The following is a 22852-nucleotide window of genomic DNA, read 5'->3' on the forward strand; positions in this document are numbered from 1 at the left end:
CACGTGTTTGTGGCATAGGACCATCTGTAGCAGCAACTACTAAGATAGCGCCATCCATTTGTGCAGCACCAGTGATCATGTTTTTGATGTAATCAGCATGGCCAGGACAATCTACGTGTGCGTAGTGGCGAGTTTCTGTATCGTATTCGATGTGAGAAGTATTAATAGTAATACCACGCTCACGCTCTTCTGGAGCATTATCGATTTGTGCGAAATCTTTTACTTCACCACCGTGTACTTTTGTTAATACCGCAGAGATAGCAGCTGTTAACGTTGTTTTACCATGGTCAACGTGTCCGATAGTACCAACGTTTACATGTGGTTTCGAACGTTCAAATTTTTCTTTAGCCATTTTAAAATACCTCAGGGTAGATTAACAAAAATTAAGGATTAGTTTATATTTAATGCAGTATAAGGAAGAGTATCTTTAGAAATGGTGCTGATAGGCAGATTCGAACTGCCGACCTCACCCTTACCAAGGGTGCGCTCTACCAACTGAGCCATATCAGCATTTCATTTTAAAGATGGAGCGGACGGCGAGAATCGAACTCGCAGCTTTAGCTTGGAAGGCTAAGGTATTACCACTATACGACGTCCGCGTATTCTTTCAAACACGCAAAAAAATGGTGGAGGGAGGTGGATTCGAACCACCGAAGGCTGAGCCGTCAGATTTACAGTCTGATCCCTTTGGCCACTCGGGAACCCCTCCAAATTTTTATTCCTCTTTAGCAAAACATGCGTAAGAGTATTAATGGTGCCGACTGCCGGAATCGAACTGGCGACCTACTGATTACAAGTCAGTTGCTCTACCAACTGAGCTAAGTCGGCACTACATTAAGTGGTGCGAATTCTAGAGTAATGCTTTCTTGCTTGCAACAGGAAAATGCAAAAAAAAGCATGTTTTTCTCTGTTTGATGATTTTTCATCCGCATTATTAGCATTGTTATTGCTCATGAACCTTATAAGTTAGCTTGAAAACAGCTTAAACCATGAAATAACAGCTCAGGTATTAGCTCATAACTTTCAGGAACCAAATTAATAATTTGTTTACTATTTCCACCAGTTAAGATCACTTTATCAAGTGGCAACAAAGTATTTGCCTGATTCACCGCTTCCTTTATCGCACCAACAGTCATCGCCCAAGTACCATAATTAACACACTCCGAACTATCAACACCAAACGACACACTGGCTGTATTAATTGGGTCAGCAATAATTTTTTCTGTGTTACTAATTAGGCTATCAAACATGGTTTGTACACCTGGCATTATCCATCCACCGAGGTGTTCGCCATTTACCGTCAGCAGATCCACAGTTGTCGCAGTACCAGCATCAATAATCAATACATTCATTTTAGGATAAAGCTGATGAGCAGCAATTAGGGCTAGCCACCGGTCAACCCCCAAACATGCCGGTTGTTTATAACTAGAGCAAACGCCAAAGGCTTTTGCTTGGCTATGTACTTGCAAAAAAGCAATACTATGTTGTGAAGCCCAAGATTCAATTTCAGCCACTATTTCAGTAACTTTGACATTGGCAACAATAATCGAGTAAACATTAGAAAAAGTACTTTTTGCCAATTTTGAGAGAAAAGTAGTGTAATCGCAATAAATTACTTTACTAAACAATGCTGCGTTACTTTCTTGAAAGACATACTTTATTTGAGTATTACCAATATCAATAAGTAATCTCATATTCCGCCTCGTAAGCTCACTTCACCACCATAAACAGGACTTACTTTACCGTTGACTTCAAGTAACAATGCCCCTTGAGTGTTTATGCCTCGACAAACACCACGTGTAGCATTATTGCCGGTAACTAATACTACTGACTTATTAAGATAAAAATCTTGTGCTTGCCATTGAGAAATCATCGTGCTTATACCAGTTTGTCTATGTGTGCTTAGCCGCTCTATAAGTGCAGAAATAATTTTAGCCGCCAAAACATTTCTATCTATTTCTGCTCCTATGGCACTTGATAAATCAGTCCATGGTTGATCAACAAGTTCGGCACTTTTAGGTGGCATATTAATATTTAAACCTATGCCTACAACACAATGACATGCCTCCATCGCTTGCCCCTCCAAATCAATCAATATTCCGGCAAGTTTCACACCATTCAAATAAATATCATTTGGCCATTTTAACTGCACTTCTATGTTGTAAAGCGCTTTAATGGCATCACTCACGGCAAGTGCAGCTACGACACTTAAGCCCATAGCAGCTGACAGACCCTGTTCTAAAGGCCAATACATCGACATATAAATATGCGAACCAAACGGTGAAATCCATTGTCGCCCTCTACGTCCTCTACCAGCACTCTGATATTCTGCAATACAAACTTGGCCGGGCAAATTTTGATTTGGCAAGCGACGCATTAAATAACTGTTTGTAGAGTCAATGACATTATGAACTTCTACTTTAGCGGTAATATTGCCTTTATCTATATATGAAACTATTTTTTCTTCGCTCAATAATTCAATAGGTTCAGCCAACCGGTAACCTTTTCCCGTAACACTAAAAATATCAAACCCCATTTCCTGTAAGGCAGCAATATGCTTTGAAATAGCAGCACGGCTTACCCCAAGTTCGTCACCCAAAGCCTGGCCAGATAAAAAATCCCCTTTAACTAACTTTTGAATTAAGGTTTCTCTAATCGCTTTCATTATCCCTTTCCCACACTTGCACTATCTACTTCACCTTGCTGAGTGATAAAGCGAACTTCCGCTTGTAGTTGAACATTAAATTGCTTCATCACTTGCTGCTGAACATGTTTTGCCAGCTTGACAATATCTTGTCCCAAAGCATCAGCATAATTGATTAATACCAATGCTTGTTTTTCATGTACCCCAACATCACCTTCTTTAAACCCTTTCAGACCAGCTTGCTCAATTAGCCAGCCAGCAGCTAGCTTAACATTACCATTACTTTGTGGATAAAAAGGCATTGCAGGATACTTCTGCTGCAATGCCTTAAAGCAAGCATTTGTCACCATTGGATTTTTAAAGAAACTGCCTGCATTTGCTAAAACTTTAGGATCTGGTAATTTCTCCTGACGCAATTGTATGACCTTTTGCATAATATCTTGTGCAGAGACAGGGGGGGGTAGGCAGCTGAGACCTTGATAACTTATTATCGGATGCCAAATTTTAGGAAATTTAAAATACACATGAGTAATAACTCCTCTGCCATTTAATTTTTGTTTAAAAATACTATCGCGATAAGAGAACTTACATTGTGCGTTGCTATAATTTACTAGCGCTTGCTGGCTAAAGTCAAACCAAGACACTTTGTCAATAAAATCTCCTACTTCCACACCATAAGCACCAACATTTTGCACTGGCGCCGCACCTGCACTACCAGGGATTAACGCTAGGTTTTCTATACCATAGATTTTTTTATTTACGCAATATTCTACGAAATCATGCCAATTCTCTGCACACGCGACTTTGACATAAAAAGAATCATTATCTTCAGTCAGTTCAATACCTTTAAAGCTAGGTTTAATGAGAACCGGAGTTTTTTCATCACAGAAAAGTGTATTACTCCCCTCCCCCAAAACATAAAAATGAGTAAAATGCTTATTCGCTAGCTCAGTTAATTCAACAAGACTAGTAGGAAAGAATATTTTCGGCGCAATAGCCTGGATATTAAAACTGTTTAATGCTTTTACCGAAAATTGAAGATGTTTTTTCATAACGAAGTGTTTAGATGGTTTTTACTATTGTACGCAATATTGCTTATCGCATAAACCATAGTCACGATTATTAACCGCGTTTTCTTGCCGCCAACTTAATAATGTTATTACGACTGTTATAATATTTGTTCTGATACTTATCAGTATCAATATTTTCACTATGATTGATAACAACCCCCTCAATTGGAGCATTGACTTGCTTTAGCATCCGTAACCCTGAAGATATTTGCTCTCTTTTAGTTCTGTTACCGTGCACAACGTACAGTACACTCTCAACAAGTTTAGAAATAATAACAGCATCGCTAACCGCATTGACCGGTGGCGTTTCAATAATAATACGATCATAAAAATTCCCAAAAACCTTAATTAACATATTAAAACGCTTCATTGACAAAAAGGCTAATGGATTAGCAGGTGAAATACCCGAGGTTAGAATATCCAATTTAACATTTTTATCTCGAATGATACATTCATTGATTTGATGTGTTTTGGCTAATAAATTAGATAAACCAGGTCGGTGCTGATTCAAGTTCATATTTTTAGCAATTGTTGGATGACGCATATCAGCCTCAATCAACAGTACCTTTTCCATTTCACTAAAAGAACGAGCAAGGTGCAATGCAACCGTAGATTTACCTTCATTTGGTACCGATGATGTTATGGCTATGACTTTAGGCGGCGCCTTTTCATTGTTAAATAACAATGCTGTTCGTAGTGTTCTAATGGCTTCAGTAAAACGATTATCAGTGCTGTAAGCATCTTCCTTTTTCTCACTCGAGCTAGCTTTAATTTTAGGTAATACCGCTAAAATAGGTGCTTCATTAAAGTTATCTAACTTTCTACGTGAATTTAGCGTATCCATTAATAATTCACGCATAATAATGACTATGGAAATAAACACCATTGCTAGAATAAAGCTAATCATAACGGCTAATGTTCTATTTGGAGCAAATTGTCCTGTAGGCATTATCGCTTTATCAATAAAACGTACATAAAAATTTGCTTTATAATTCCCCATCGCATCAGCTTCTTTTAAGCGCACTAAATAATTATTATATAATTCTTTATTGGTATCAACTTCACGGCTAAGTTGCGAGAATTTATTTTGTAAGCGGCTCAAGCGAATATAATCTTTTTTCGCTTCAGCTAATCGTTGCTCTGTTGCATTTACTTTTTCCACCGCATTGAAATAATCTTTTTCAATTGATGTAACAACCGATAATATCTGTGCTTCCATACGTCTTTCTAAGGAATCAAGCTCAGACTGAGCAGCAATTCTTTTTGGATGTTTAGGGCCATAACGTTGAGCCAATTCATTCAATTTACGCGCGGCTTTCTCTTCATTACGCTTTAATAGAACAAATGCTGATTCATTATGTACCTCCTGCATTTGTAATAATTTTTCAAAGCTGAGGCGATTTTTTTGAATCTCCTGATAAGTAACACCTAAATCATCCTGCAACTTAGCAGCTTTTAATGCTTCTGATGTCAGCTCGGATAATTGACCACTGACTAATCCAACAATACCTTGAATATCAACGATACCTTCATTTTCACGATACTCTTGCAATGATTGCTCTGAAATTTCTAATTTTTTTCCTAACTCTTCAAGCTGATCAACTAACCACTGCGAGGTTGTTTCTTTCGAAGCACTATGAATTTCGTCTTGATATTGCAGATAAGTTACCCCCACTTGATTAGCCACTTTTTGTGATAATTCTGGCGAATAAGAAGAAAAGGTAATCTTTACTAATTCCGTACCTGAGATCGGGCTGATATTAAGCCGAGCAAGAAAATCCGTCACAATATCCCTAATAGAAGGATTTTTCTTTCGTTGCCCCATTTCAGCAAAGAAAGATATTTTGTCATTATATTTACCACTATTAAATTCACTATGTTGTACCAAATTTAATTGCGATATCACACGTTCAGCAAATTTTCTTGAACGTAGCAGTTCATACTGAGTTTGAATTTGCTCTTTACTAGCACTTGATTCATTAAAAGCGTCATCAATAGATAAGGTATTGGCTGGTTTGCTGCTACCAATCTGCAATATAGCTGTTGCCTTGTATGACGGTTTCAGCAAGGAAACATAAAAAGCAACAGAAAAGGAGACTAACAAAGTAAAAAAAACAATTTTCCAACGGCGAGCCCAAAGTGGCGTTAAAATTTCTTTTAACGCCACTTCGTCATTCACCAATACTGTATTTTCTTTATCTAATGTACTCAAAAAAAACTTTGCTCTATCTCAATAATATCATCAGGCAAAACAGCAGTTGCTACATTCACGGTGAATGTTTGCTTTACACCACTAACTATGCGAGTAATTTTCCAGTCAGATTTCGACGCTCTCGCTGCTAAACCACCAGCAATAGCAATAGCCTTATCTAGTGTTAAGTCTTCCTGAAATGGGTAACCACCAGGGCGCCTAACTTCTCCATGTATAAAAAAAGGTCTATAAATGACTACAGAAACAGCAACTTGTGGATCGATAATATAGTCACCACGCAAGCCGTCAGCTATTTTTTTCTCTAACAACTTAGGAGATAGTCCTAGTGCTGAAATATCCGATAGAAATGGAAATGATATCATCCCAGATTTATCTATCTTTACTTTGGTTGTTAAGTCAGGCTCACCATAGACCGAAATTTTTATTTGATCTCCAGCACCGAGACTATAATCACTTGCAATTGCCCCACAACAGAGAAGTGACAGGCAAACAATCAGAAATCGCATATTTTTTACTCAATTGGATTACAAATAATAACATTATCCTTGAATCAATTACTAATTTAATTCCACCAATATTATTATGAGATTTTATAATTTAATATAATTATAAAAAAACATAAAATAAACGATTGAAATTAAAGAGAATTCAAGACTTAATAACCAAAAGGTTTTAGTGAATTAATAATTAATTAGGTAAATATATTGTTACTTTAACGTTATAATATGATTTCGAAATTATAAATAAAACGCTTAAACATACATTATACTTTAACCACTAAAGCTCTACTTTAACCCCTAAAGATACGCTATTATATAGGTAGTCTATATCACCGTAATCAGCATCCAATGATTTATTTTGATAAGTAAGGTAAAAACCTAATCGCTCCGTGCGTTGATAGTTAACCCTTAGTATTGAAGACCAGTAATTTTCTTTACGTTGACTTTTCAGAGTAACAATTTTTTCGCTGTTATAACTCACCAACGCATTAATGCTAACATGGTCAGTAAAAGCGTGAACGATGTCAATCTCGTATATTTCTCCTAAACTATACGTGCTCGCTATGCGGTCTGCCTTATCAAATTTTCGATTTGACATTAGGTGCATGGTGGTAAAATCAGAAGGTCGCCAAATATAATCAAAGCGCCATTTAAAGGCGTCATCATCTAATAAACTATTTTCGAATTTAAGGTTTTGATAACCCACTAAAAAGCTTAGTTCACTAATCACGGTCGTTTGCCACTTCACCCCCGCTAAAGCAGTCAAACTATCACGATTACGGATGGGATCATTAGGGTAATCACCTATTTGATAATCAACATCAAATACCATATAGGTTTTACCGGAGAGTAAGTAATCAAAACTCGACTTGATATTTAGAGTGTCGCTATCCAACTCAGAGGTTTCAGCTCTTCGAGTAGTGAACTTTCCTTCATCATATTTGACCTCAAAATTTACTCTACCTTGCGAATCAAAAGTACCATATTCAAAACCAAAACTTGCTCCAAAATTTTCTTTCTCATCCCCTTCTTTGAGATTATTTAACTCTCCTAGCGACAAACCTGTCCCTCGGTAAACATAGCTATTATCCCAATGAGCAGAAATATTAACAGCTTGATTTTGTGTTATTTTATATTGGTATTTTGGATTTAATGAAAATTCAGAATGGTCATCATCTTTAAACTTATCAAAAAAATATGAATCTACATTTGCATCAAGGCTGACAATAGATTGTTGCCCCTTGCTCTCTAATGCCAATTGTGAAGATAGTTTATAAAAAGCAGTGCTTTGTTCATCGTCAGTTTGATAGAGAAAGTTGTCGATATAGCCAGCTTTAGCTGCGATATTCAAATCAAGGCTATTTTGCGAGTCAGAAAATGCCATTGCATTAAAACAGCTACAAGTTACCAAAATTGAAGCGAGAAAAGTAGCATTGCTAACAGGGAACTGGGAAAAGTTCATCGTAGACATTTACCTATTATTGTAATAGTGATTAATGCCCTCAGTATGCACAAAAATATGAACCTTTAAAATGCTTTGTTATACATTTGTTATTATTTCTAACTAATTTCAGTGATAAAGAGCGTTTACTATATTTTTTTAGTAAATGCCTTAGACTTTCGCTGTATGTTATACATTTTCTGCTTGCCTTCTGGCAGGTTCTCAATGGCTTGTTCAACGTAGCCTTGCTCAATAAACCAATGAGCACTGACCGTAGTGAGCACAAATATTGACGAAAGTTTTTGTCTTTTTGCTGCTTGCTCTAAAGCATTAATTAAACGAATACCTCGGTTGCCGCCACGATAATCAGGGTGAATAACTAAACAAGCGATTTCACCTGTATTAGCTTCAGCGTATGGGTACAAAGCGGCACAAGCGATAATCACATCTTCTTTTTTTATCACGGTAAAACGGTCAATTTCAACTTCCAGTAATTCGCGTGAGCGCTTAACTAACACACCTTCTTCTTCCAATGGTGCAATTAGCTCTAAGATACCACCAACATCATCAATATTTGCGGCAGATAATTGTTCATGATGATCTTTTGCAATCAAGGTGCCTGCGCCATCTCGGGTAAATAACTCTTGTAGTAACGCACTATCACTGGCATAACTGACACAATGACAACGATCTACACCTTGTTTAGCACTCTGAATTATCGCCTGTAGTAATAACTGACCAACATAGTCCTCTTGATCATTAAGTAAATTGGTAACCGTAGCTACACCACAGCTTCGGATCAATTCACCTTGTTGATCAAGTAACCCTGACTGTTTTGTTAAGGCGATTAACTTATCAGCTTTTAGGGCAATCGCGGTTTTTGCCGCTACATCTTCCAATGCTAAGTTGAACACCTCACCTGTTGATGAATAGCCAACAGGTGACAACAGGACAATAGAGCCAAAATCTAATTGGGTTTTTATGCCTTCAGCATCAATACGACGCACTCGACCGGTATGCTTAAAATCAATACCATCTCGCACACCTATCGGCTTGGCAATAACAAAGTTGCCAGTGCTAACGCGAATTTGCGCGCCATGCATCGGCGAGTTTACCAAGCCCATGGTTAGTAGTGCTTCAATATGAATACGTAATGAGCCTGTGGCATCTTTTACCGTTAGCAAAGTTTCAGCGTCAGTTATCCGTAAGTTTTGCTCAATTTGCGGAGTAATGCTTTGCGCTTTCAAGCGCTTTTCAACTTGCGGGCGAGCGCCATGAATAAGTACCAGTTTAACCCCAAGACTTCTGAGTAAAGCAATATCATGAATGATATTGGCAAAGTTCGCGTGTTCAACCGCATCACCGCCAAACATCAGCACAAAGGTTTTACCTCGATGGGCATTAATATATGGCGCGGCGCTTCTAAACCACTTAACGTTATTTTCGTTACTATTCATACTCTCAAACTACTATTTATGTTATTAAGCACTTTCATGCTGAGCTGAATGTGCGCAACGTTGAACAATATATTCCATTGCCACTTCATCGGCAGGATCTTTATGTGGACTAGGTTCGCTATCTTCAATAATATTTTCAGCTAATGAACTTTTCTCAATTAAGGTAAAACCTAATTTGGCAAAATACTGCGGAATATAGGTCAGTACAATAATTTGCTGTAGCTCCATTTGATGAGCGAACTCAAGCAGATATTGCACCAACGCTTCACCTTGTCCTTGTTTATGAGCACTTTCTTCAATCACAATAGAGCGAATTTCAGCTAAACTGGTTTGATAAATATAAAGTGACGCTGAGCCAACGACTTTGCCGTCAATTTCGGCTACAACAAAATTTTGAATATCGTGAATAATATTGTCACGTGTTCGAGGCAGTATTTCACCTTTTTCGGCCCAAAAAGCCGTTAACTGATAAATACTATCAACATCTGACATTTTAGCTCGACGTACTGACATTGCCGCTGCTTTTTGTGCATTTAAGCGCTGTTTAACTTGCTTTAACGCCACTTGAGTTTGTTGTTTACCTGGCGCGCCAACAACATTCTCATTAAGAATTTCACTTTCACCTGACTGAATACTCGCTAACGCTTGCTCAACTTGACCACGTGATGTGCCGCCAAGTGCTTCACGTTTATCCAATGTCGATTCAATTGATAGATGTTGATAAACATCTTGGCCAATTTTGTCGCTGTACTCTTGTAATTGCGTTAGTGTTAAATCTTCTAACGGTAAACCTTTATCAATAGCCGCAAGCACGACTTCACCAACAATGTGATGCGCTTCTCTAAATGGAATATCTTTACTGACTAGATAATCAGCTAATTCCGTAGCATTCGAATACCCTTGCTGCGCTGCGGCTAAGGTGCGTGAACGATTTACTTTCAAACCATCAGCTACCAATACTGCCATTTCCATACATTCTTGCCAGGTATCTAAGGCATCAAAAAGACCTTCTTTGTCTTCTTGCATATCTTTGTTATAGGCAAGAGCAAGAGCTTTCATGGTCGTTAACATGCCGGTAAGCGAGCCAAAAACACGCCCGGCTTTACCCCGAATTAACTCACAAGCATCAGGGTTTTTCTTTTGCGGCATTAATGAAGAACCAGAGCTAACTAAATCGCTCATTTCAACAAAGCCTGCTTCACCCGAATTGTAGAAAATTAAATCTTCGGCAAAACGAGATAAATGCATCATAGAAATACTCGCCGATGCCAGTAGCTCTATAACATGATCTCTATCGGACACCGCATCTAAACTATTTAGTGTTGCGGTTCTAAACCCCAACTTTTGCGCTAAATTGTTCCTATCAATTGGGTAAGCGGTACCCGCTAAAGCACCTGAGCCTAAAGGTGAAACATCTAAACGATACAAGGCATCTTTTAAACGGCCAATATCGCGGTTAAACATTTCAACATATGCTAAACACCAGTGACCAAAGGTAATAGGTTGAGCGCGTTGTAAATGAGTATAACCCGGTAATACCGTATCTTTTTCACGTTCTGCCAAATTCATCATGGCTTGCTGTAAATTCACTAAGGCAAATAACAATTCACCGCCGGTTTCTTTACACCAAAGTTTTAAATCTGTCGCAACTTGATCGTTACGACTACGGCCTGTGTGAAGTTTTTTACCTAAATCACCGGTTTTTTCGATTAGTGCAATTTCAACCCAACTGTGAATATCTTCTGCATCAGAGCCTAATATTTGCTGTGGATTTTCTTCAACAGAAGCTTTTAACTCATTTAATGCCGCCGTTAATTCAACCAACTCATTATCATTAATGATCCCAACCGAATGTATTGCACCCGCCCAAGCAATTGAGCCAACAATGTCTTGCACTGCCATGCGGTAATCAACAGGCAGAGAGTCATTAAACTTTTTAAACTGTAAACTTGGTTGCCCTTTAAAACGTCCCCCCCATAAGGCCATGACTACTTCTCCTTCTTGTCTGACTGTGAGAGCGCAGTAATTCTGCTTGAAAGACTGAACAAACGAATAAAGCCTTCGGCATGTTTTTGGTCATAAACATCATCAGCGCCAAATGTGGCAAACTCTTCCGAGTACAAACTATTTGGTGAACGACGTTGAATAACCTGCGCCATACCTTTGTAAAGCTTAACAACCACATCACCAGTCACTTTTTCAGCAAAAGATGCCGCAGATGCTAGTTGGGCTTTAGCAAGTGGTGTAAACCAACGGCCATCATAAATAACATGTGAGAATTCAAGGCCGACTGATTCACGATATTTTAATGATTCCTTATCAAGAATTAATGTCTCTAAGCCTTTATAAGCTGCCATTAATACAGTACCACCTGGGGTTTCATAACAACCACGTGACTTCATGCCGACTAAACGGTTTTCAACAATATCAATACGACCAACACCATGTGCAGCGGCTTTATCGTTAAGGTACATTAGCGCTTCATAAGCACCAGCACCGTCAGAAGAAAAATCTTTACCATCAATAGCAACTAACTCACCTTCAACAAAGCTTAACTGCACTTTTTCAGCAACATCTGGAGCATCCATAGGATCAACAGTCATGGTCCACACTTCTTTTGAAGGTTCACACCATGGGTCTTCTAGCTCGCCACCTTCGTGAGAAATATGCCAGGCATTGGCATCACGACTATAAATTTTGGTTAACGACGCTGAACATGGCACATTGCGCTCAGCCAAGTAATCTAATAAGTCTTCACGAGATACCATGTCCCATTCACGCCATGGCGCAATAACCGTTAGCTCTGGCGCTAATGCGGCAAAACAAGACTCAAAACGAACTTGGTCGTTACCTTTACCCGTACAACCATGACAAACAGCATCAGCACCGACTTTCAGTGCAATTTCAATATGTGCTTTAGCAATAATTGGTCGTGCCATTGAGGTGCCAAGTAAGTACTGACCTTCATAAACCGCACCTGTTTTTAAAATCGGATAAATATAGTCTTTAACGTATTCTTCTTTTAGGTCAGCGACATAGCATTCTGACGCACCTGAAGCGATGGCTTTTTCTTTAATACCTTCTAGTTCTTCTGCACCTTGGCCAACATCAGCACAAAATGCGATAACTTCGCAATTGTCATAATTTTCTTTTAACCATGGAATGATTGCTGAAGTGTCTAGTCCACCTGAATATGCCAGTACTACTTTTTTAATGTTTTTCTTTGCCGCTAAAGCCATGATTTGTTCCTTAACAAAATTCTTTAAATTACTTAACGATAACTGCTTATCGCTAAATTGATAATAGTTTCTAAAATGTCTGCACTTTTGCTTACTAGCTACTTTCTAGTCGCCTAAAAGCGTCACTAAAACAGCATTTTGTGCCCACATGCGATTTTCTGCTGATTGAAAGACCACTGACATTTCACTATCAAACAATTCAGTGGTAATTTCTTCTTCAAGGTGAGCCGGCTGACAGTGCATAACAATGCTTGCGCCTGCTTTTGCCATTAATTCGTGATTAACTTGGTAATCAGCAAATGCAGCTAATATTGCCGCCTTTTTACTTAGATCTTCATCACCCATTGATACCCATGTATCAGTATAGATAGCATCTTGCTGACCAATAGCATTGATATCTGTGGTGAAGGTAAATGCCGAACCAGTGTTTTTAGCTAACGCTTGGGCTTTCGTTAACATATCACCGCCTGGGCCATGTGCTGGTGGGCAAACCAAGGTAAAATCAACCCCTAAGGTTGCTGCCATTAACATTAATGAGTTTGAGACATTGTTAGCGTCGCCAACATAAGCCAATTTCACTTGTGAAAGATCTGAGAAGTTTTCAGCTAAAGTAACAAAATCAGCAAGTGCCTGACATGGGTGATACAAATCACAAAGGGCGTTAAGTACTGGCACACTGGCGTGTTGAGCTAAACCTTCTATCGCACTGTTTTCGAAAACACGAGCAACAATGGCATCAGCATAACAAGAAAGGTTTTTTGCATAATCGCTAACCCGTTCACGCTCACCCAATTTGCCATTTTGTTGGCCTAAATACAGTGCGTGCCCGCCTAATTTACTAATCCCCATGTCGAAACTAACATGTGTTCTTAATGAAGGTTTTTCGAAAATCATCGCCACTGATTTTCCAGCCAAGGCGTGACTGTATTTTTCAGGCTGCTTCTTAATATCGATTGCTAAGGTAATTAAGGCTAATATTTGTTGCTTGTTTAACTGATCATCAGCGAGAAAGTGCTGTAAATTATTTAATGAGTTCATGGTTTTTCCTGTGCGAAATTTAGTTTACAAAGTAATATTTAACAGCCGTCAGGCTGTATGCGGGTGCCAATATTGCCACCGTTTAGCAAATCAATGATTTGCTCTGGCGATTGCCAACTGGCAACCGCGATACTTCGTCGTAACTTATTCGCAGCGTGTAAAGCCGCATTTACTTTTGCTGTCATGCCGCCAGCAATCACACCTGCTTGGATCAATTCTCCAGCTTGTTTGTTATTCAACGTTGCTAAGTATTCACCACTCGCATCTTTAACGCCGTTAACATCCGTTAGCAGTAGTAATTCAGCATTCAGTAATTGGCAAATAGCAACAGCAGCATCGTCAGCATTCACATTGACTAACTCACCATTACTTAAGGCGCCAATAGAGGAAACAATAGGTAAGAAGTTGGCTTTCAATAAGGTATCTAGCAAAGCGCTGTTATAAGGTTTAGGCTCACCAACTTGCCCTAATTGCAGCGGGCTTAACTTGCACTTGACCATTTCACCATCGGTGAGTGATAAGCCCACAGCCGATAAATTTAAGCTTGCAGCACTCGCTACAATCGCTTTATTAACGCTGCCAGCGAGTGCACCACTAATAATCGGCATTTGTGCCTTAGGCGTAACACGTAAACCTTGTTTTTTCTCAGTGGTAAAGCCCGCTTGTGCCAGCATTTCATCAACCACACAACCACCACCATGTACGAGCACGACCGGTTGATTTTTTAAATTAGAAATTACTGTTAGCAAAGCATTTAATGCCGCCACTTTACCTTGATTGTAACCATCTAAAATAGCACCACCAATTTTAATTACGATTGGCTTTTTCATAAGCTACCACCTTGAGCGAGCAAGCTATATTCACTCGGTAAGCCTAAACTGATGTTGGCACACTGCACCGCTTGTGAAGCCGCACCTTTTAATAAATTATCAATGGCACAACTCACCACAATCACGTGTTTTTCTTCATCAACTTGCCAATGAATATCAGCAAACGGGGTGTAAGCTACATTGTCAATTTTTGGCCAAGTATTAACTAGTCTTACTAAAGGTTTATTTTGATATGCTTGAGTAAATGCATTATCAATTTGCTCCGCGCTCACATCTGCTTTTAATTGCAAAGTAATGGTAACTAGCAAGCCACGTTTATAAGGTGCTAAATGGGGATTAAAGATTACGTCGGCATTGGCTTCCTGACTAATTTCAGGTTGATGTCTATGCTGTAAAATATTGTAGGGAGTTAAGCTGACTTCATAAAAGCTAGTCGCTAGCGCAGCTTTTCTACCCGCACCACTAACACCACTAACGCCATTAACGACAATTAATGAATTTTCTAGGTGCAGGTGATTACTGATTATCGGTTTTAGCGCTAATAAACTCGCGGTCGGATAACAGCCTGGAACCGCAATTAAGTCACTCTTGGCAATTTCTTCTGCTTGCCATTCTGCCAAACCATATTGTGCTTGTTGTAATGCCGTTAATGATTGATGTTCAAAACCGTAGTGAATTGGGTATTGCTTTGCGTCTTTTAAACGAAAGCCACCAGAGAGATCAAATACCTTAATATTGGCATCGATAAATGCTTGTGCCCATTGAGCACTATATTCATGAGGTGTCGCAAAAAATACCGCATCAACACCGTGGTTGTCGATATTGATATGTTGGTCAAACCATTGTTGGGAAAAAGAATGCAAGGGTACTTCACATACCCCCTGCCAGCGAGCATGTAATTCCGCAAAAGTTTTACCACTAGAATCACTATTTTCTGATACCAACAAATGTTGCAGAAAAATTTTATCATGTTGCGTCAACAAGCCAACTAACTCAGCTCCGACATAACCACTTGCACCTATAACTACGACGTTCATTTACTTACCATACTTTATGACTAAAACGTTGATGACGATTAGAATTAACGCTTAACGTAATTATCAATACGGTAAATTTGCAATTCTATTCAATTTTTTCTATTTATTTTAAGGATCTAAACAGTAATTATTGATACATATCGTTAAAATAAAATCTTACAAGGCCTATCATTAATACTATCGTCGTCGGCTAGTTGAATACATTACAAATTTTTTCATAGTGTGCTTTAATTAGGCTATTTACATTATGTGGTTAAAGTATCATCATATAACTACTTATGCAACTATTCAGCATAAATACCCATAATTATTTTTAGGTTATTATTTCAATGCAAAAGCTTAACAAAAGTTTACCCAATTTCTCTCAGGCGTTTAGTCAGTTAATTGCACTGCCTAGTATCAGTTCATCACAAGCAAGTTGGGATCAGAGTAACCAGAGCGTGATTAACCTTTTAGCTACATGGTTTGAAACCTTAGGCTTTGACATCACTATTCAAGTGGTGCCAAACACCACAGGTAAATACAACTTAATAGCAAAATTAGGCTCCGGCGATGGGGGGCTGCTGCTAGCTGGCCATAGTGATACTGTACCTTTTGATGAAAATCGTTGGCTATCTGATCCAATGAAAGTTACCGATAAAGACAACAAGTTATTTGGCTTAGGTAGTTGCGATATGAAAGGGTTCTTCGCCTTCATTCTACAAGCTTGTCAGCAAATTGATCTATCCGCGCTTAAAAAGCCGCTGTATGTTTTAGCGACCGCTGATGAAGAAACAACCATGGCTGGCGCGCGATTTTTTGCCAACAGCGAATTAATAAAACCCGATGTTGCTATTATTGGCGAGCCAACTAACTTAGTCCCTGTTGTTATGCATAAGGGTCATATGTCACATAAAATAACCATTAAAGGACAAGCTGGCCATTCTAGTAAACCAGCCAATGGGGTCAACGCAATCGAAGTCATGCATCAGGTGATCAGCCAATTGTTTAAGCTAAAAGAGCAATTAGCACAAAGCTATAACAACGACGCTTTTGATGTACAAACACCTACGCTGAACTTAGGCGCTATTCATGGCGGTGATAATGCTAATCGAATTTGTGGCCATTGTGAGTTAGACATTGATATGCGCTCATTACCAGGGATGAAAGATGATGATTTAGTCGCTTGGTTAGCAGAAATATTAGCGCCAATTGCTGAAGAATATCCGGGCAGGTTGAGCATTGAAGAGCTTGATCCAAGCTCACCGAGTTTTCAGCAAAATTGTGATAGTGAATTAGTAATTACTGCAGAGAAATTTTCTGGTCATCAATGCTGCGCAGTGAACTACGCAACTGAAGCGCCCTTTGTGCAACAACTAGGCTGTCAAACCATAGTAATGGGGCCCGGCTCCATCGACCAAGCACATCAACCTAACGAATATTTAGCACATAGTGAAATACTAAAAACAAACAAATTTCTCATCGCACTTATTCAGCATTACTGCTCTTAATTTATCTACTCATTTTACCATAAACTGAATATCTTCAGTTTATGGTAGCCATATTATCGAGATCGATTCCATAGTTTTTGATTGTTTTTCATTGAAAAATACTCTGTCGGTTGCCAACATCTCGGCAGTAAATCTAAACTCTGTCTTTCATGATAATTAGATGATAAGAGCTCAAGAATTTCATTCAACCTTTCTTTGCTAATTTTGGAGAATAGCTTAGCCGTTTCAACGTAATATAAATTATTACTTTTTTTAACAACAATATCATGTCCGTAGCCAACAAAAGTTAAATTACGGGTTGCGGAGCGGCATATCGGCTCCTCGGGGTTTTCAGGGTAAAGCTGCGTAACGATAGCGTATTCATAGTGGACATTCCCTTCAATATCACTAGGGATGTAGGCTACACCATAGCCTTGTGGGAACGTGCCTGTAATTTTATAAAGCAAGTCAACAATATCTTTTCGACAAATTCCTCGTTCGGCATTTTGATACAAGGCCTGATAAACTTTCGGCAATAATTTATAGTTATAGCCTTCTTTCGTCGATAAAATAATTGAAGTATAAATTTGCGGTATTTTTAATAAATTACCTAAACCTAACTTGGGCTGAACACTACTTTTAAGCAAGTGCTTAATAAAAAGCAGCTTGCTATTCTCTTGCTTTTTAAATTCTTCTCGTTCAACTTTAGAATTACCGGTATACATATTGGCGCCAATACCATTGATTAAATACTTGACCGTTTCGCGATAATTAATTTGTAGTAAAGCTTTGCGTTCTTCAACACTTAAGGTGCGAAAGCAATCTTGCTGACCATCCTGCCCAGTAATTATTTTTTGCGCTTCAGGATGATAGTTACCAATATCTTGCAATAATGCCGCCATCAACACCGGTATCTTCACCCGATCCACAAACTGCTGATACAGTACTTTATTTTCTATGAATAAGTTTGCATACGCACTGTTACTAGCGCTTTCTATGGCTTGATCGATATAACTATTTGGCAGTAACTTTTCAAGGCATAACTGATCTAACAACCGCAGCGCCAATACCCCTTTATAGAGTGGTTTGCTACATTCATTAGTGATCGAAACTTTTTTACCTTCTGTAGGACACAATAATTGTATGCTACCTAGCAATTGCGCTGACTTTCGATTAGTTTCCGCGAGGTTTTCACCCTCAGACAACTCCAAAATTTCTAAGCATATGGCTTGTAAATGCTGAAACCTTTCATGACTCTCAAAGGTTAATTCTTGGTGGTATTCTTTCTGTTCACCTTCTAATCTAATAATTTTAGCTGCAGATTTATTATCCGGCTTTGATTTTAATTCGGCAATATTTTGCGCCAGTGCATCCAATTTTTTTTGGATAAAAGCACTTAAATCATAGTATGTTATCGCACGCTCTAACACTGAATCTTTCAATGGACTGCGACCATATATCTTGTTTAACAAGACTTTCAATTGTCCGGTGAAATTGGTATCACCTCTTGAGTATGTTGACATGTGTTTCGCTATCTATACCTAATTACTAATTTTACTATGTGAAAGCTAAAGTTAACTGAGCCTAACCAATAAAATGATGAAAAATACTAAATCGTTCATACCTGACTATAGCGGCTATAGTGTAGTGCGCCAATCTAAAAATGAATACTAAATTATAGAATGATTTATGCTTGCTTCATGATATTCATTAGCACATAATAATTAAATACCTTATTTAACATAACACTACACAATCACTATTTTAACTAAGGATAACAATGAGCTCACAGAATTTTAAGGAAACATTCAAAAGTGTTGGCGCGGCATTTTTTGGTGTACAAAGTGATAAAAACCGTGAACGTGATTTTACTCAAGGTAAGTTTAGCTATTTTATTATTGCAGGACTAATCGCCGTAATACTGTTTATCACGGTTTTGATCACCATAGTGTCATTAGTAATGCCAAGCTAATAGCATTCACTGCGATTAATAAAGTACCAATAACTCTGATACTTTATTACGCTTATTTGCTTTTTGACTTATAGTTCTCGACACTTCTATTGAGCGCTGTTTTTTCGCATGTTCATATATTTTTCGTGTCCAAATAGTGTCATGGTTACTGATCAATACCGATATATTTCGTTTATTCGTCACTTCTTCTGCAGCATTTGCTAAATCAGCTTGTTCATCTAAACCAAAGCCATTACCTGCATAACTAGTAAAACTCGCTGTTTTACTTAACGGAACGTATGGCGGATCGCAATAAATAACATCTCCGGGTTTTGCATGAGAAAATGTTTGTCGATAACCATCACAGATAAACACCGCTTTACTGGCTTTTTCAGCAAAGAAATTTAATTCAATTTCAGGGAAATATGGACGTTTATACTTACCGAAAGGCACATTATATCCGCCAGACTTATTATATCGGCATAAACCATTGTAGCCATGGCGATTCATGTAGAGAAAAATAAGAGAACGAAAATATGGATCAGCACTAGCATTAAATTCTTTACGAAATTGGTAATAGCGTTCTGCTTGATTATTTTCAGGGGAAAATAATCTGCGTGCATCTTTAATAAACTTATCTGGTGTGCGCTGTAAAATACGGTATAAGTTAATTAAGTCTTGATTGATATCACTAAGTAAATACTCATCATAATCGCTATTTAAAAATACCGACCCCGCACCAACAAAAGGTTCAACAAGACGATTACCTTTAGGTAACATGGTATTAATTACATCGCTTAGAGCGTACTTGCCGCCTGCCCATTTTAAAAAAGCTCGATGTTTTTTCTTCATGACACCCACAAACCTAAAAATTTCGCATCAGATAACTAGCACCTGAAAAGTAAGCGGGGATTGTATCCTGATTTAATCTTTATTGGGAGTCTTGAAATACATTGATTTCGTTATTAATGACCTCAAGAGATTTAATCCAAGGCTGACGAAGACGAATTGACTCAGGCATAACCGATAATTGTTGCTCTACTGAAATTCTATCGGCATATATTGGGCTAGTAATAACAAAAACAACAACGCCATTGAGCAGTCTCTGATAAACATGATATTCAACACCGACTAAATCTTTAATAAATTCATCTCGTTTAGTAATGTCACTAAAAGCAGCAATTTGAATAACAAAACCAGTTTCGTGTGAAAGATAATATTCACGACCTCTTTTTATCGAGTTATTTGCAACAATAGAAAGCTCAGTCGTTATTTCCTTATTAGCAATGTTTTTTTCAGCACGGGGCAACTCTACTGCTACTATCGTATCGTCCGCCTTACTCTCATTGACTAAAGGTAGCGATGTCATTGCTAACACCATATCGTTTGGCGTAGCCGGAATAGGGACTACTGACGCGTTAATCTTTGAAGGTATTGTCTTCGGCACTATCAAAGACAAATAAACATCATGTGGCTTAGCTACAAGCGCAGTATTATCATTCTTCTTATTTAGTACGGTTGTTTGAGGCTCAGTGAGTAGCTCACTTAAGTTGGTTTTTTTGTCATCCTCTACTTTCGGCAAACCAGTAAAATTAAAACTATCTTGTTGCAACAATAAAATAACAGCCGCAGCTAAAGAGAATAGCAAGACAAAAGCAGCTAGTAGCCATTTATTGATAGCAATGGCATACCATTTAACTTTCATTTTTCGAAAAATAGCCGCATTAGTTGACAACAACTGACCAGATTGAGCAGAAAGTAAGGTTAGCTTATTGTGGAAAAGATTTTGGTTTTCTTGAATTTTAATGCCCGCTTGCGGCGAACCAAACATAATAACATTAATAACTAAATTAGCTTTTTTAGCAATAGCTGTCAGCTGTGAGACTTCATGCAAAATTTGTAGTGATAAATGCTGAGTATTATCTAAAACAATGCTGATCGCTTGTTGAGATTTTCTCGCTAAATTGACAATGCTAACCGCTAAGGAGATTTCGGGATCGAATAATTCACCGGCAGATAATTGTTCGATGATACGACAACGAATTTGAATGTCGCTAAACTGACTCGATAAAGAAATATATGCCGCATTATGTTGTTCAGGAATTGTAGCAATGAATTGATTGGTAATTTGAGCATTTTGCTCGACACTTTCATCAATCACCAATATTGCTTGCTTAGTAAAGCGTAGAATATAATCGATGCGTGCGTTAGCACTAATTTTAGTTACACTGGTGTTATCATCGGATAAGTCAAGACTATTCATTAATGCAGACATCCTTCACCTATTCTGATTCAAATTACAGAATTTTTTGAAGTAATTCCTCAGTAACATCATCGTTAATTTCAGATTGGCCAATAGCAGTCGGGAGAATAAAACGTAACTTACCAGCTAAATTCTTCTTATCACGACGCATATGACAAATAAATTCTTCAAAACCCATATTTCTTGGCGCGACTAACGGTAAGTCAAACGCAGAAAGCAGTGCTTCAATACGACGAAGATCTGACACTTCAAGCAAATTCATTGCGACTGCTAGCTTAGCAGCAAGTACCATGCCAGTAGACACGGCTTCACCATGCAACCATTTTCCATAGCCCTGATCTGCTTCAATAGCATGACCAAAGGTGTGCCCCAAGTTCAATAAAGCTCGTACGCCAGCTTCGGTTTCATCTGCAGCGACAATGTCTGCTTTACACTGGCAACAGCGCTCAATCATATACGCTAAAGTTCTATTATCACCGGCTTTAATGCCGTCAATATTTTGTTCTAGCCAAGAAAAGAATTCACTATCACCTAGTATCCCATACTTAATAACTTCAGCAATACCAGCATTAAGCTCTCGTATCGGTAAGGTCGAAAGCGTGGAAATATCAATAATAACAGCTTTAGGTTGGTAGAAGGCTCCGATCATATTCTTGCCTAGCGGGTGATTAACCGCTGTTTTGCCACCAACAGAAGAGTCAACTTGCGATAATACCGTTGTTGGTACCTGAATAAAATCGATACCGCGTTGGTAACATGCTGCTGCAAAGCCTGTTATATCACCAATAACCCCACCACCTAGCGCAATCAAAGTCGTATCTCGACCATGATTACCTTTTAATAGGTCTGACATTATGCGCTCAAAATTAGCTAAGCTTTTTTCGGCTTCACCATCAGGCAAAATAACTTCGTCAATGTCAAAGTTTGCTAAGCTGTTTTTTAAAGCATCCATGTAAAGTGGCGATACGATATCATTTGAGATAATACAAACGCGTTTACTACGGATATGACAAGACAGCAGGTTACTATTTGATAATAATCCGCTGTCTATGTAGATAGGGTAACTACGTGTGCCAAGTTCAACCTGAAGTGTGGTCATTGTCTTGTCGTTTAAAAGTCTAAACGTTCTACAATTTTACTTGCAACCACTTTAGCGCTTTGGTCATCCGTTTGCACGATAACATCGGCAATTTCTTCATATAACGGATTACGTTCAACAGCTAAATTTTCAAGTACTGTTCTTGGTTCTTCATCGGTTTGTAGAAGAGGACGACGTCTATCTCTTTGAGTACGAGCGACTTGTTTGTCGATAGTCGTCTCAAGATAAACCACAATACCTCGTGCTGATAAGCGATTACGAACTTGGCTACTGATCACAGATCCACCACCAGTCGCTAAAACAATACCTTGTCTTTCGCTTAAGTCTTCAATCACTGATTCTTCTCTTTTACGAAAGCCTTCTTCGCCTTCAAGATCAAAAACCCACGCGATATCTGCACCAGTACGACGCTCGATTTCGTGGTCAGAATCAAAAAACTCTAAATGTAGCTTATCTGCTAATTCTCTACCAATGGTGCTTTTGCCTGCGCCCATAGGGCCTACAAGGAAAATGTTACGTTTTTCTGCCATTAGATTAATTAATACTCGTTTATTTATTACGTGAACAGGTAAGAGGGAACCTCCCTCGAAAATTTTAAGGGC

Annotated in this window: 20 protein-coding genes and 4 tRNA genes; 2 read left to right on the forward strand and 22 right to left on the reverse strand. The window is 38.4% G+C overall.

Annotated features, from left to right (window positions below; genetic code table 11):
• The 17 genes from B7C41_RS15685 to argC form a co-directional block, all read right to left on the reverse strand.
• The coding region (locus B7C41_RS15685) for a GTP-binding protein (RefSeq protein WP_211279545.1) at positions 1-352 on the reverse strand (352 nt) is incomplete at its 3' end.
• 82 nt (positions 353-434) lie between these two features.
• Positions 435-510, reverse strand: a tRNA-Thr gene (locus B7C41_RS15690).
• 15 nt (positions 511-525) lie between these two features.
• Positions 526-599 (reverse strand) — tRNA-Gly (locus B7C41_RS15695).
• Between the two features lie 25 nt (positions 600-624).
• Positions 625-709, reverse strand: a tRNA-Tyr gene (locus B7C41_RS15700).
• Between the two features lie 43 nt (positions 710-752).
• A tRNA-Thr gene (locus tag B7C41_RS15705) sits at positions 753-828 on the reverse strand.
• Between the two features lie 131 nt (positions 829-959).
• Complete coding sequence (locus tag B7C41_RS15710) at positions 960-1694, reverse strand: type III pantothenate kinase (protein WP_085299918.1); 735 nt, start codon at positions 1692-1694, stop codon at positions 960-962.
• Positions 1691-2665 (reverse strand): bifunctional biotin--[acetyl-CoA-carboxylase] ligase/biotin operon repressor BirA, encoded by a 975-nt coding sequence (birA, locus tag B7C41_RS15715; RefSeq protein ID WP_211279546.1) that lies wholly within the window; start codon positions 2663-2665, stop codon positions 1691-1693. Before birA ends, B7C41_RS15710 begins: the two co-directional genes overlap by 4 nt.
• Positions 2665-3696, reverse strand: coding sequence for a UDP-N-acetylmuramate dehydrogenase (gene murB / locus B7C41_RS15720; protein WP_085299920.1), 1032 nt, complete (start codon positions 3694-3696; stop codon positions 2665-2667). The genes birA and murB overlap by 1 nt, the downstream gene beginning before the upstream one ends.
• A gap of 70 nt (positions 3697-3766) precedes the next feature.
• Positions 3767-5926 carry a GumC family protein gene (locus tag B7C41_RS15725; RefSeq protein ID WP_085299921.1) on the reverse strand — a complete coding sequence of 720 codons (2160 nt, stop codon included), beginning with the start codon at positions 5924-5926 and terminating at the stop codon, positions 3767-3769.
• Entirely contained in the window at positions 5923-6432 is a 510-nt protein-coding gene (locus B7C41_RS15730) for a polysaccharide biosynthesis/export family protein (protein ID WP_085299922.1), read from the reverse strand. Before B7C41_RS15730 ends, B7C41_RS15725 begins: the two co-directional genes overlap by 4 nt.
• Positions 6433-6703: 271 nt before the next feature.
• Positions 6704-7888 (reverse strand): outer membrane beta-barrel protein, encoded by a 1185-nt coding sequence (locus B7C41_RS15735; protein WP_158089147.1) that lies wholly within the window; start codon positions 7886-7888, stop codon positions 6704-6706.
• Positions 7889-8016: 128 nt separating this feature from the next.
• On the reverse strand, positions 8017-9324 hold the full coding sequence (gene argA / locus B7C41_RS15740) for an amino-acid N-acetyltransferase (protein WP_085299924.1): 1308 nt from the start codon (positions 9322-9324) through the stop codon (positions 8017-8019).
• A 24-nt stretch (positions 9325-9348) separates the two neighbouring features.
• Entirely contained in the window at positions 9349-11310 is a 1962-nt protein-coding gene (argH, locus tag B7C41_RS15745; protein WP_085299925.1) for an argininosuccinate lyase, read from the reverse strand.
• Positions 11311-11312: 2 nt separating this feature from the next.
• The gene (locus B7C41_RS15750) at positions 11313-12563 is read right to left on the reverse strand and encodes an argininosuccinate synthase (protein ID WP_085299926.1); all 1251 of its coding nucleotides are present in this window, start codon (positions 12561-12563) and stop codon (positions 11313-11315) included.
• Positions 12564-12668: 105 nt separating this feature from the next.
• On the reverse strand, positions 12669-13601 hold the full coding sequence (locus B7C41_RS15755) for an ornithine carbamoyltransferase (protein ID WP_085299927.1): 933 nt from the start codon (positions 13599-13601) through the stop codon (positions 12669-12671).
• Positions 13602-13639: 38 nt separating this feature from the next.
• Complete coding sequence (gene argB, locus B7C41_RS15760) at positions 13640-14431, reverse strand: acetylglutamate kinase (protein ID WP_085299928.1); 792 nt, start codon at positions 14429-14431, stop codon at positions 13640-13642.
• Entirely contained in the window at positions 14428-15468 is a 1041-nt protein-coding gene (gene argC / locus B7C41_RS15765; protein WP_085299929.1) for an N-acetyl-gamma-glutamyl-phosphate reductase, read from the reverse strand. The genes argB and argC overlap by 4 nt, the downstream gene beginning before the upstream one ends.
• 329 nt (positions 15469-15797) lie before the next feature.
• Here argC and argE point away from each other — a divergent pair, with 329 nt between their 5' ends.
• Positions 15798-16958 carry an acetylornithine deacetylase gene (gene argE, locus B7C41_RS15770; RefSeq protein WP_085299930.1) on the forward strand — a complete coding sequence of 387 codons (1161 nt, stop codon included), beginning with the start codon at positions 15798-15800 and terminating at the stop codon, positions 16956-16958.
• Between the two features lie 53 nt (positions 16959-17011).
• On the opposite strand, the gene B7C41_RS15775 is transcribed toward argE, so the two are convergent.
• Positions 17012-18460, reverse strand: a complete 1449-nt coding sequence (locus tag B7C41_RS15775) for a hypothetical protein (protein ID WP_085299931.1) — start codon at positions 18458-18460, stop codon at positions 17012-17014.
• Positions 18461-18717: 257 nt separating this feature from the next.
• Between B7C41_RS15775 and B7C41_RS15780 the strand changes: the two genes are divergently transcribed.
• A complete protein-coding gene (locus tag B7C41_RS15780) occupies positions 18718-18909 on the forward strand; it encodes a DUF2970 domain-containing protein (protein ID WP_085299932.1) in 192 nt (63 codons plus the stop codon).
• A gap of 15 nt (positions 18910-18924) precedes the next feature.
• Here the strand turns inward: B7C41_RS15780 and B7C41_RS15785 are convergent, their stop codons facing one another.
• The 4 genes from B7C41_RS15785 to aroK all read right to left on the reverse strand — a co-directional run bounded on the left by B7C41_RS15785 (position 18925) and on the right by aroK (position 22780).
• Positions 18925-19740 carry a Dam family site-specific DNA-(adenine-N6)-methyltransferase gene (locus B7C41_RS15785; RefSeq protein WP_085299933.1) on the reverse strand — a complete coding sequence of 272 codons (816 nt, stop codon included), beginning with the start codon at positions 19738-19740 and terminating at the stop codon, positions 18925-18927.
• A 79-nt stretch (positions 19741-19819) separates the two neighbouring features.
• A complete protein-coding gene (locus B7C41_RS15790; RefSeq protein ID WP_143764423.1) occupies positions 19820-21151 on the reverse strand; it encodes an SPOR domain-containing protein in 1332 nt (443 codons plus the stop codon).
• A gap of 34 nt (positions 21152-21185) precedes the next feature.
• Entirely contained in the window at positions 21186-22250 is a 1065-nt protein-coding gene (gene aroB, locus B7C41_RS15795) for a 3-dehydroquinate synthase (protein ID WP_085299935.1), read from the reverse strand.
• Positions 22251-22261: 11 nt separating this feature from the next.
• The gene (gene aroK / locus B7C41_RS15800; protein ID WP_085299936.1) at positions 22262-22780 is read right to left on the reverse strand and encodes a shikimate kinase AroK; all 519 of its coding nucleotides are present in this window, start codon (positions 22778-22780) and stop codon (positions 22262-22264) included.
• Positions 22781-22852: the final 72 nt, after the last annotated feature.

This window comes from Cognaticolwellia mytili, from assembly GCF_002104475.1.
Lineage (GTDB): Bacteria > Pseudomonadota > Gammaproteobacteria > Enterobacterales > Alteromonadaceae > Cognaticolwellia > Cognaticolwellia mytili.

Coding starts and splice junctions, on each gene's coding strand:
- birA (WP_211279546.1), bottom strand. CDS start 2,665: ATGAAAGCGATTAGAGAAACCTTAATTCAAAAGTTAGTTAAAGGGGAT.
- B7C41_RS15785 (WP_085299933.1), bottom strand. CDS start 19,740: ATGAAGAAAAAACATCGAGCTTTTTTAAAATGGGCAGGCGGCAAGTAC.
- argH (WP_085299925.1), bottom strand. CDS start 11,310: ATGGCCTTATGGGGGGGACGTTTTAAAGGGCAACCAAGTTTACAGTTT.
- B7C41_RS15710 (WP_085299918.1), bottom strand. CDS start 1,694: ATGAGATTACTTATTGATATTGGTAATACTCAAATAAAGTATGTCTTT.
- B7C41_RS15780 (WP_085299932.1), top strand. CDS start 18,718: ATGAGCTCACAGAATTTTAAGGAAACATTCAAAAGTGTTGGCGCGGCA.
- B7C41_RS15775 (WP_085299931.1), bottom strand. CDS start 18,460: ATGTCAACATACTCAAGAGGTGATACCAATTTCACCGGACAATTGAAA.
- B7C41_RS15730 (WP_085299922.1), bottom strand. CDS start 6,432: ATGCGATTTCTGATTGTTTGCCTGTCACTTCTCTGTTGTGGGGCAATT.
- murB (WP_085299920.1), bottom strand. CDS start 3,696: ATGAAAAAACATCTTCAATTTTCGGTAAAAGCATTAAACAGTTTTAAT.
- aroK (WP_085299936.1), bottom strand. CDS start 22,780: ATGGCAGAAAAACGTAACATTTTCCTTGTAGGCCCTATGGGCGCAGGC.
- aroB (WP_085299935.1), bottom strand. CDS start 22,250: ATGACCACACTTCAGGTTGAACTTGGCACACGTAGTTACCCTATCTAC.
- argB (WP_085299928.1), bottom strand. CDS start 14,431: ATGAAAAAGCCAATCGTAATTAAAATTGGTGGTGCTATTTTAGATGGT.
- argA (WP_085299924.1), bottom strand. CDS start 9,324: ATGAATAGTAACGAAAATAACGTTAAGTGGTTTAGAAGCGCCGCGCCA.
- B7C41_RS15755 (WP_085299927.1), bottom strand. CDS start 13,601: ATGAACTCATTAAATAATTTACAGCACTTTCTCGCTGATGATCAGTTA.
- B7C41_RS15750 (WP_085299926.1), bottom strand. CDS start 12,563: ATGGCTTTAGCGGCAAAGAAAAACATTAAAAAAGTAGTACTGGCATAT.
- B7C41_RS15735 (WP_158089147.1), bottom strand. CDS start 7,888: ATGAACTTTTCCCAGTTCCCTGTTAGCAATGCTACTTTTCTCGCTTCA.
- argE (WP_085299930.1), top strand. CDS start 15,798: ATGCAAAAGCTTAACAAAAGTTTACCCAATTTCTCTCAGGCGTTTAGT.
- argC (WP_085299929.1), bottom strand. CDS start 15,468: ATGAACGTCGTAGTTATAGGTGCAAGTGGTTATGTCGGAGCTGAGTTA.
- B7C41_RS15790 (WP_143764423.1), bottom strand. CDS start 21,151: ATGAATAGTCTTGACTTATCCGATGATAACACCAGTGTAACTAAAATT.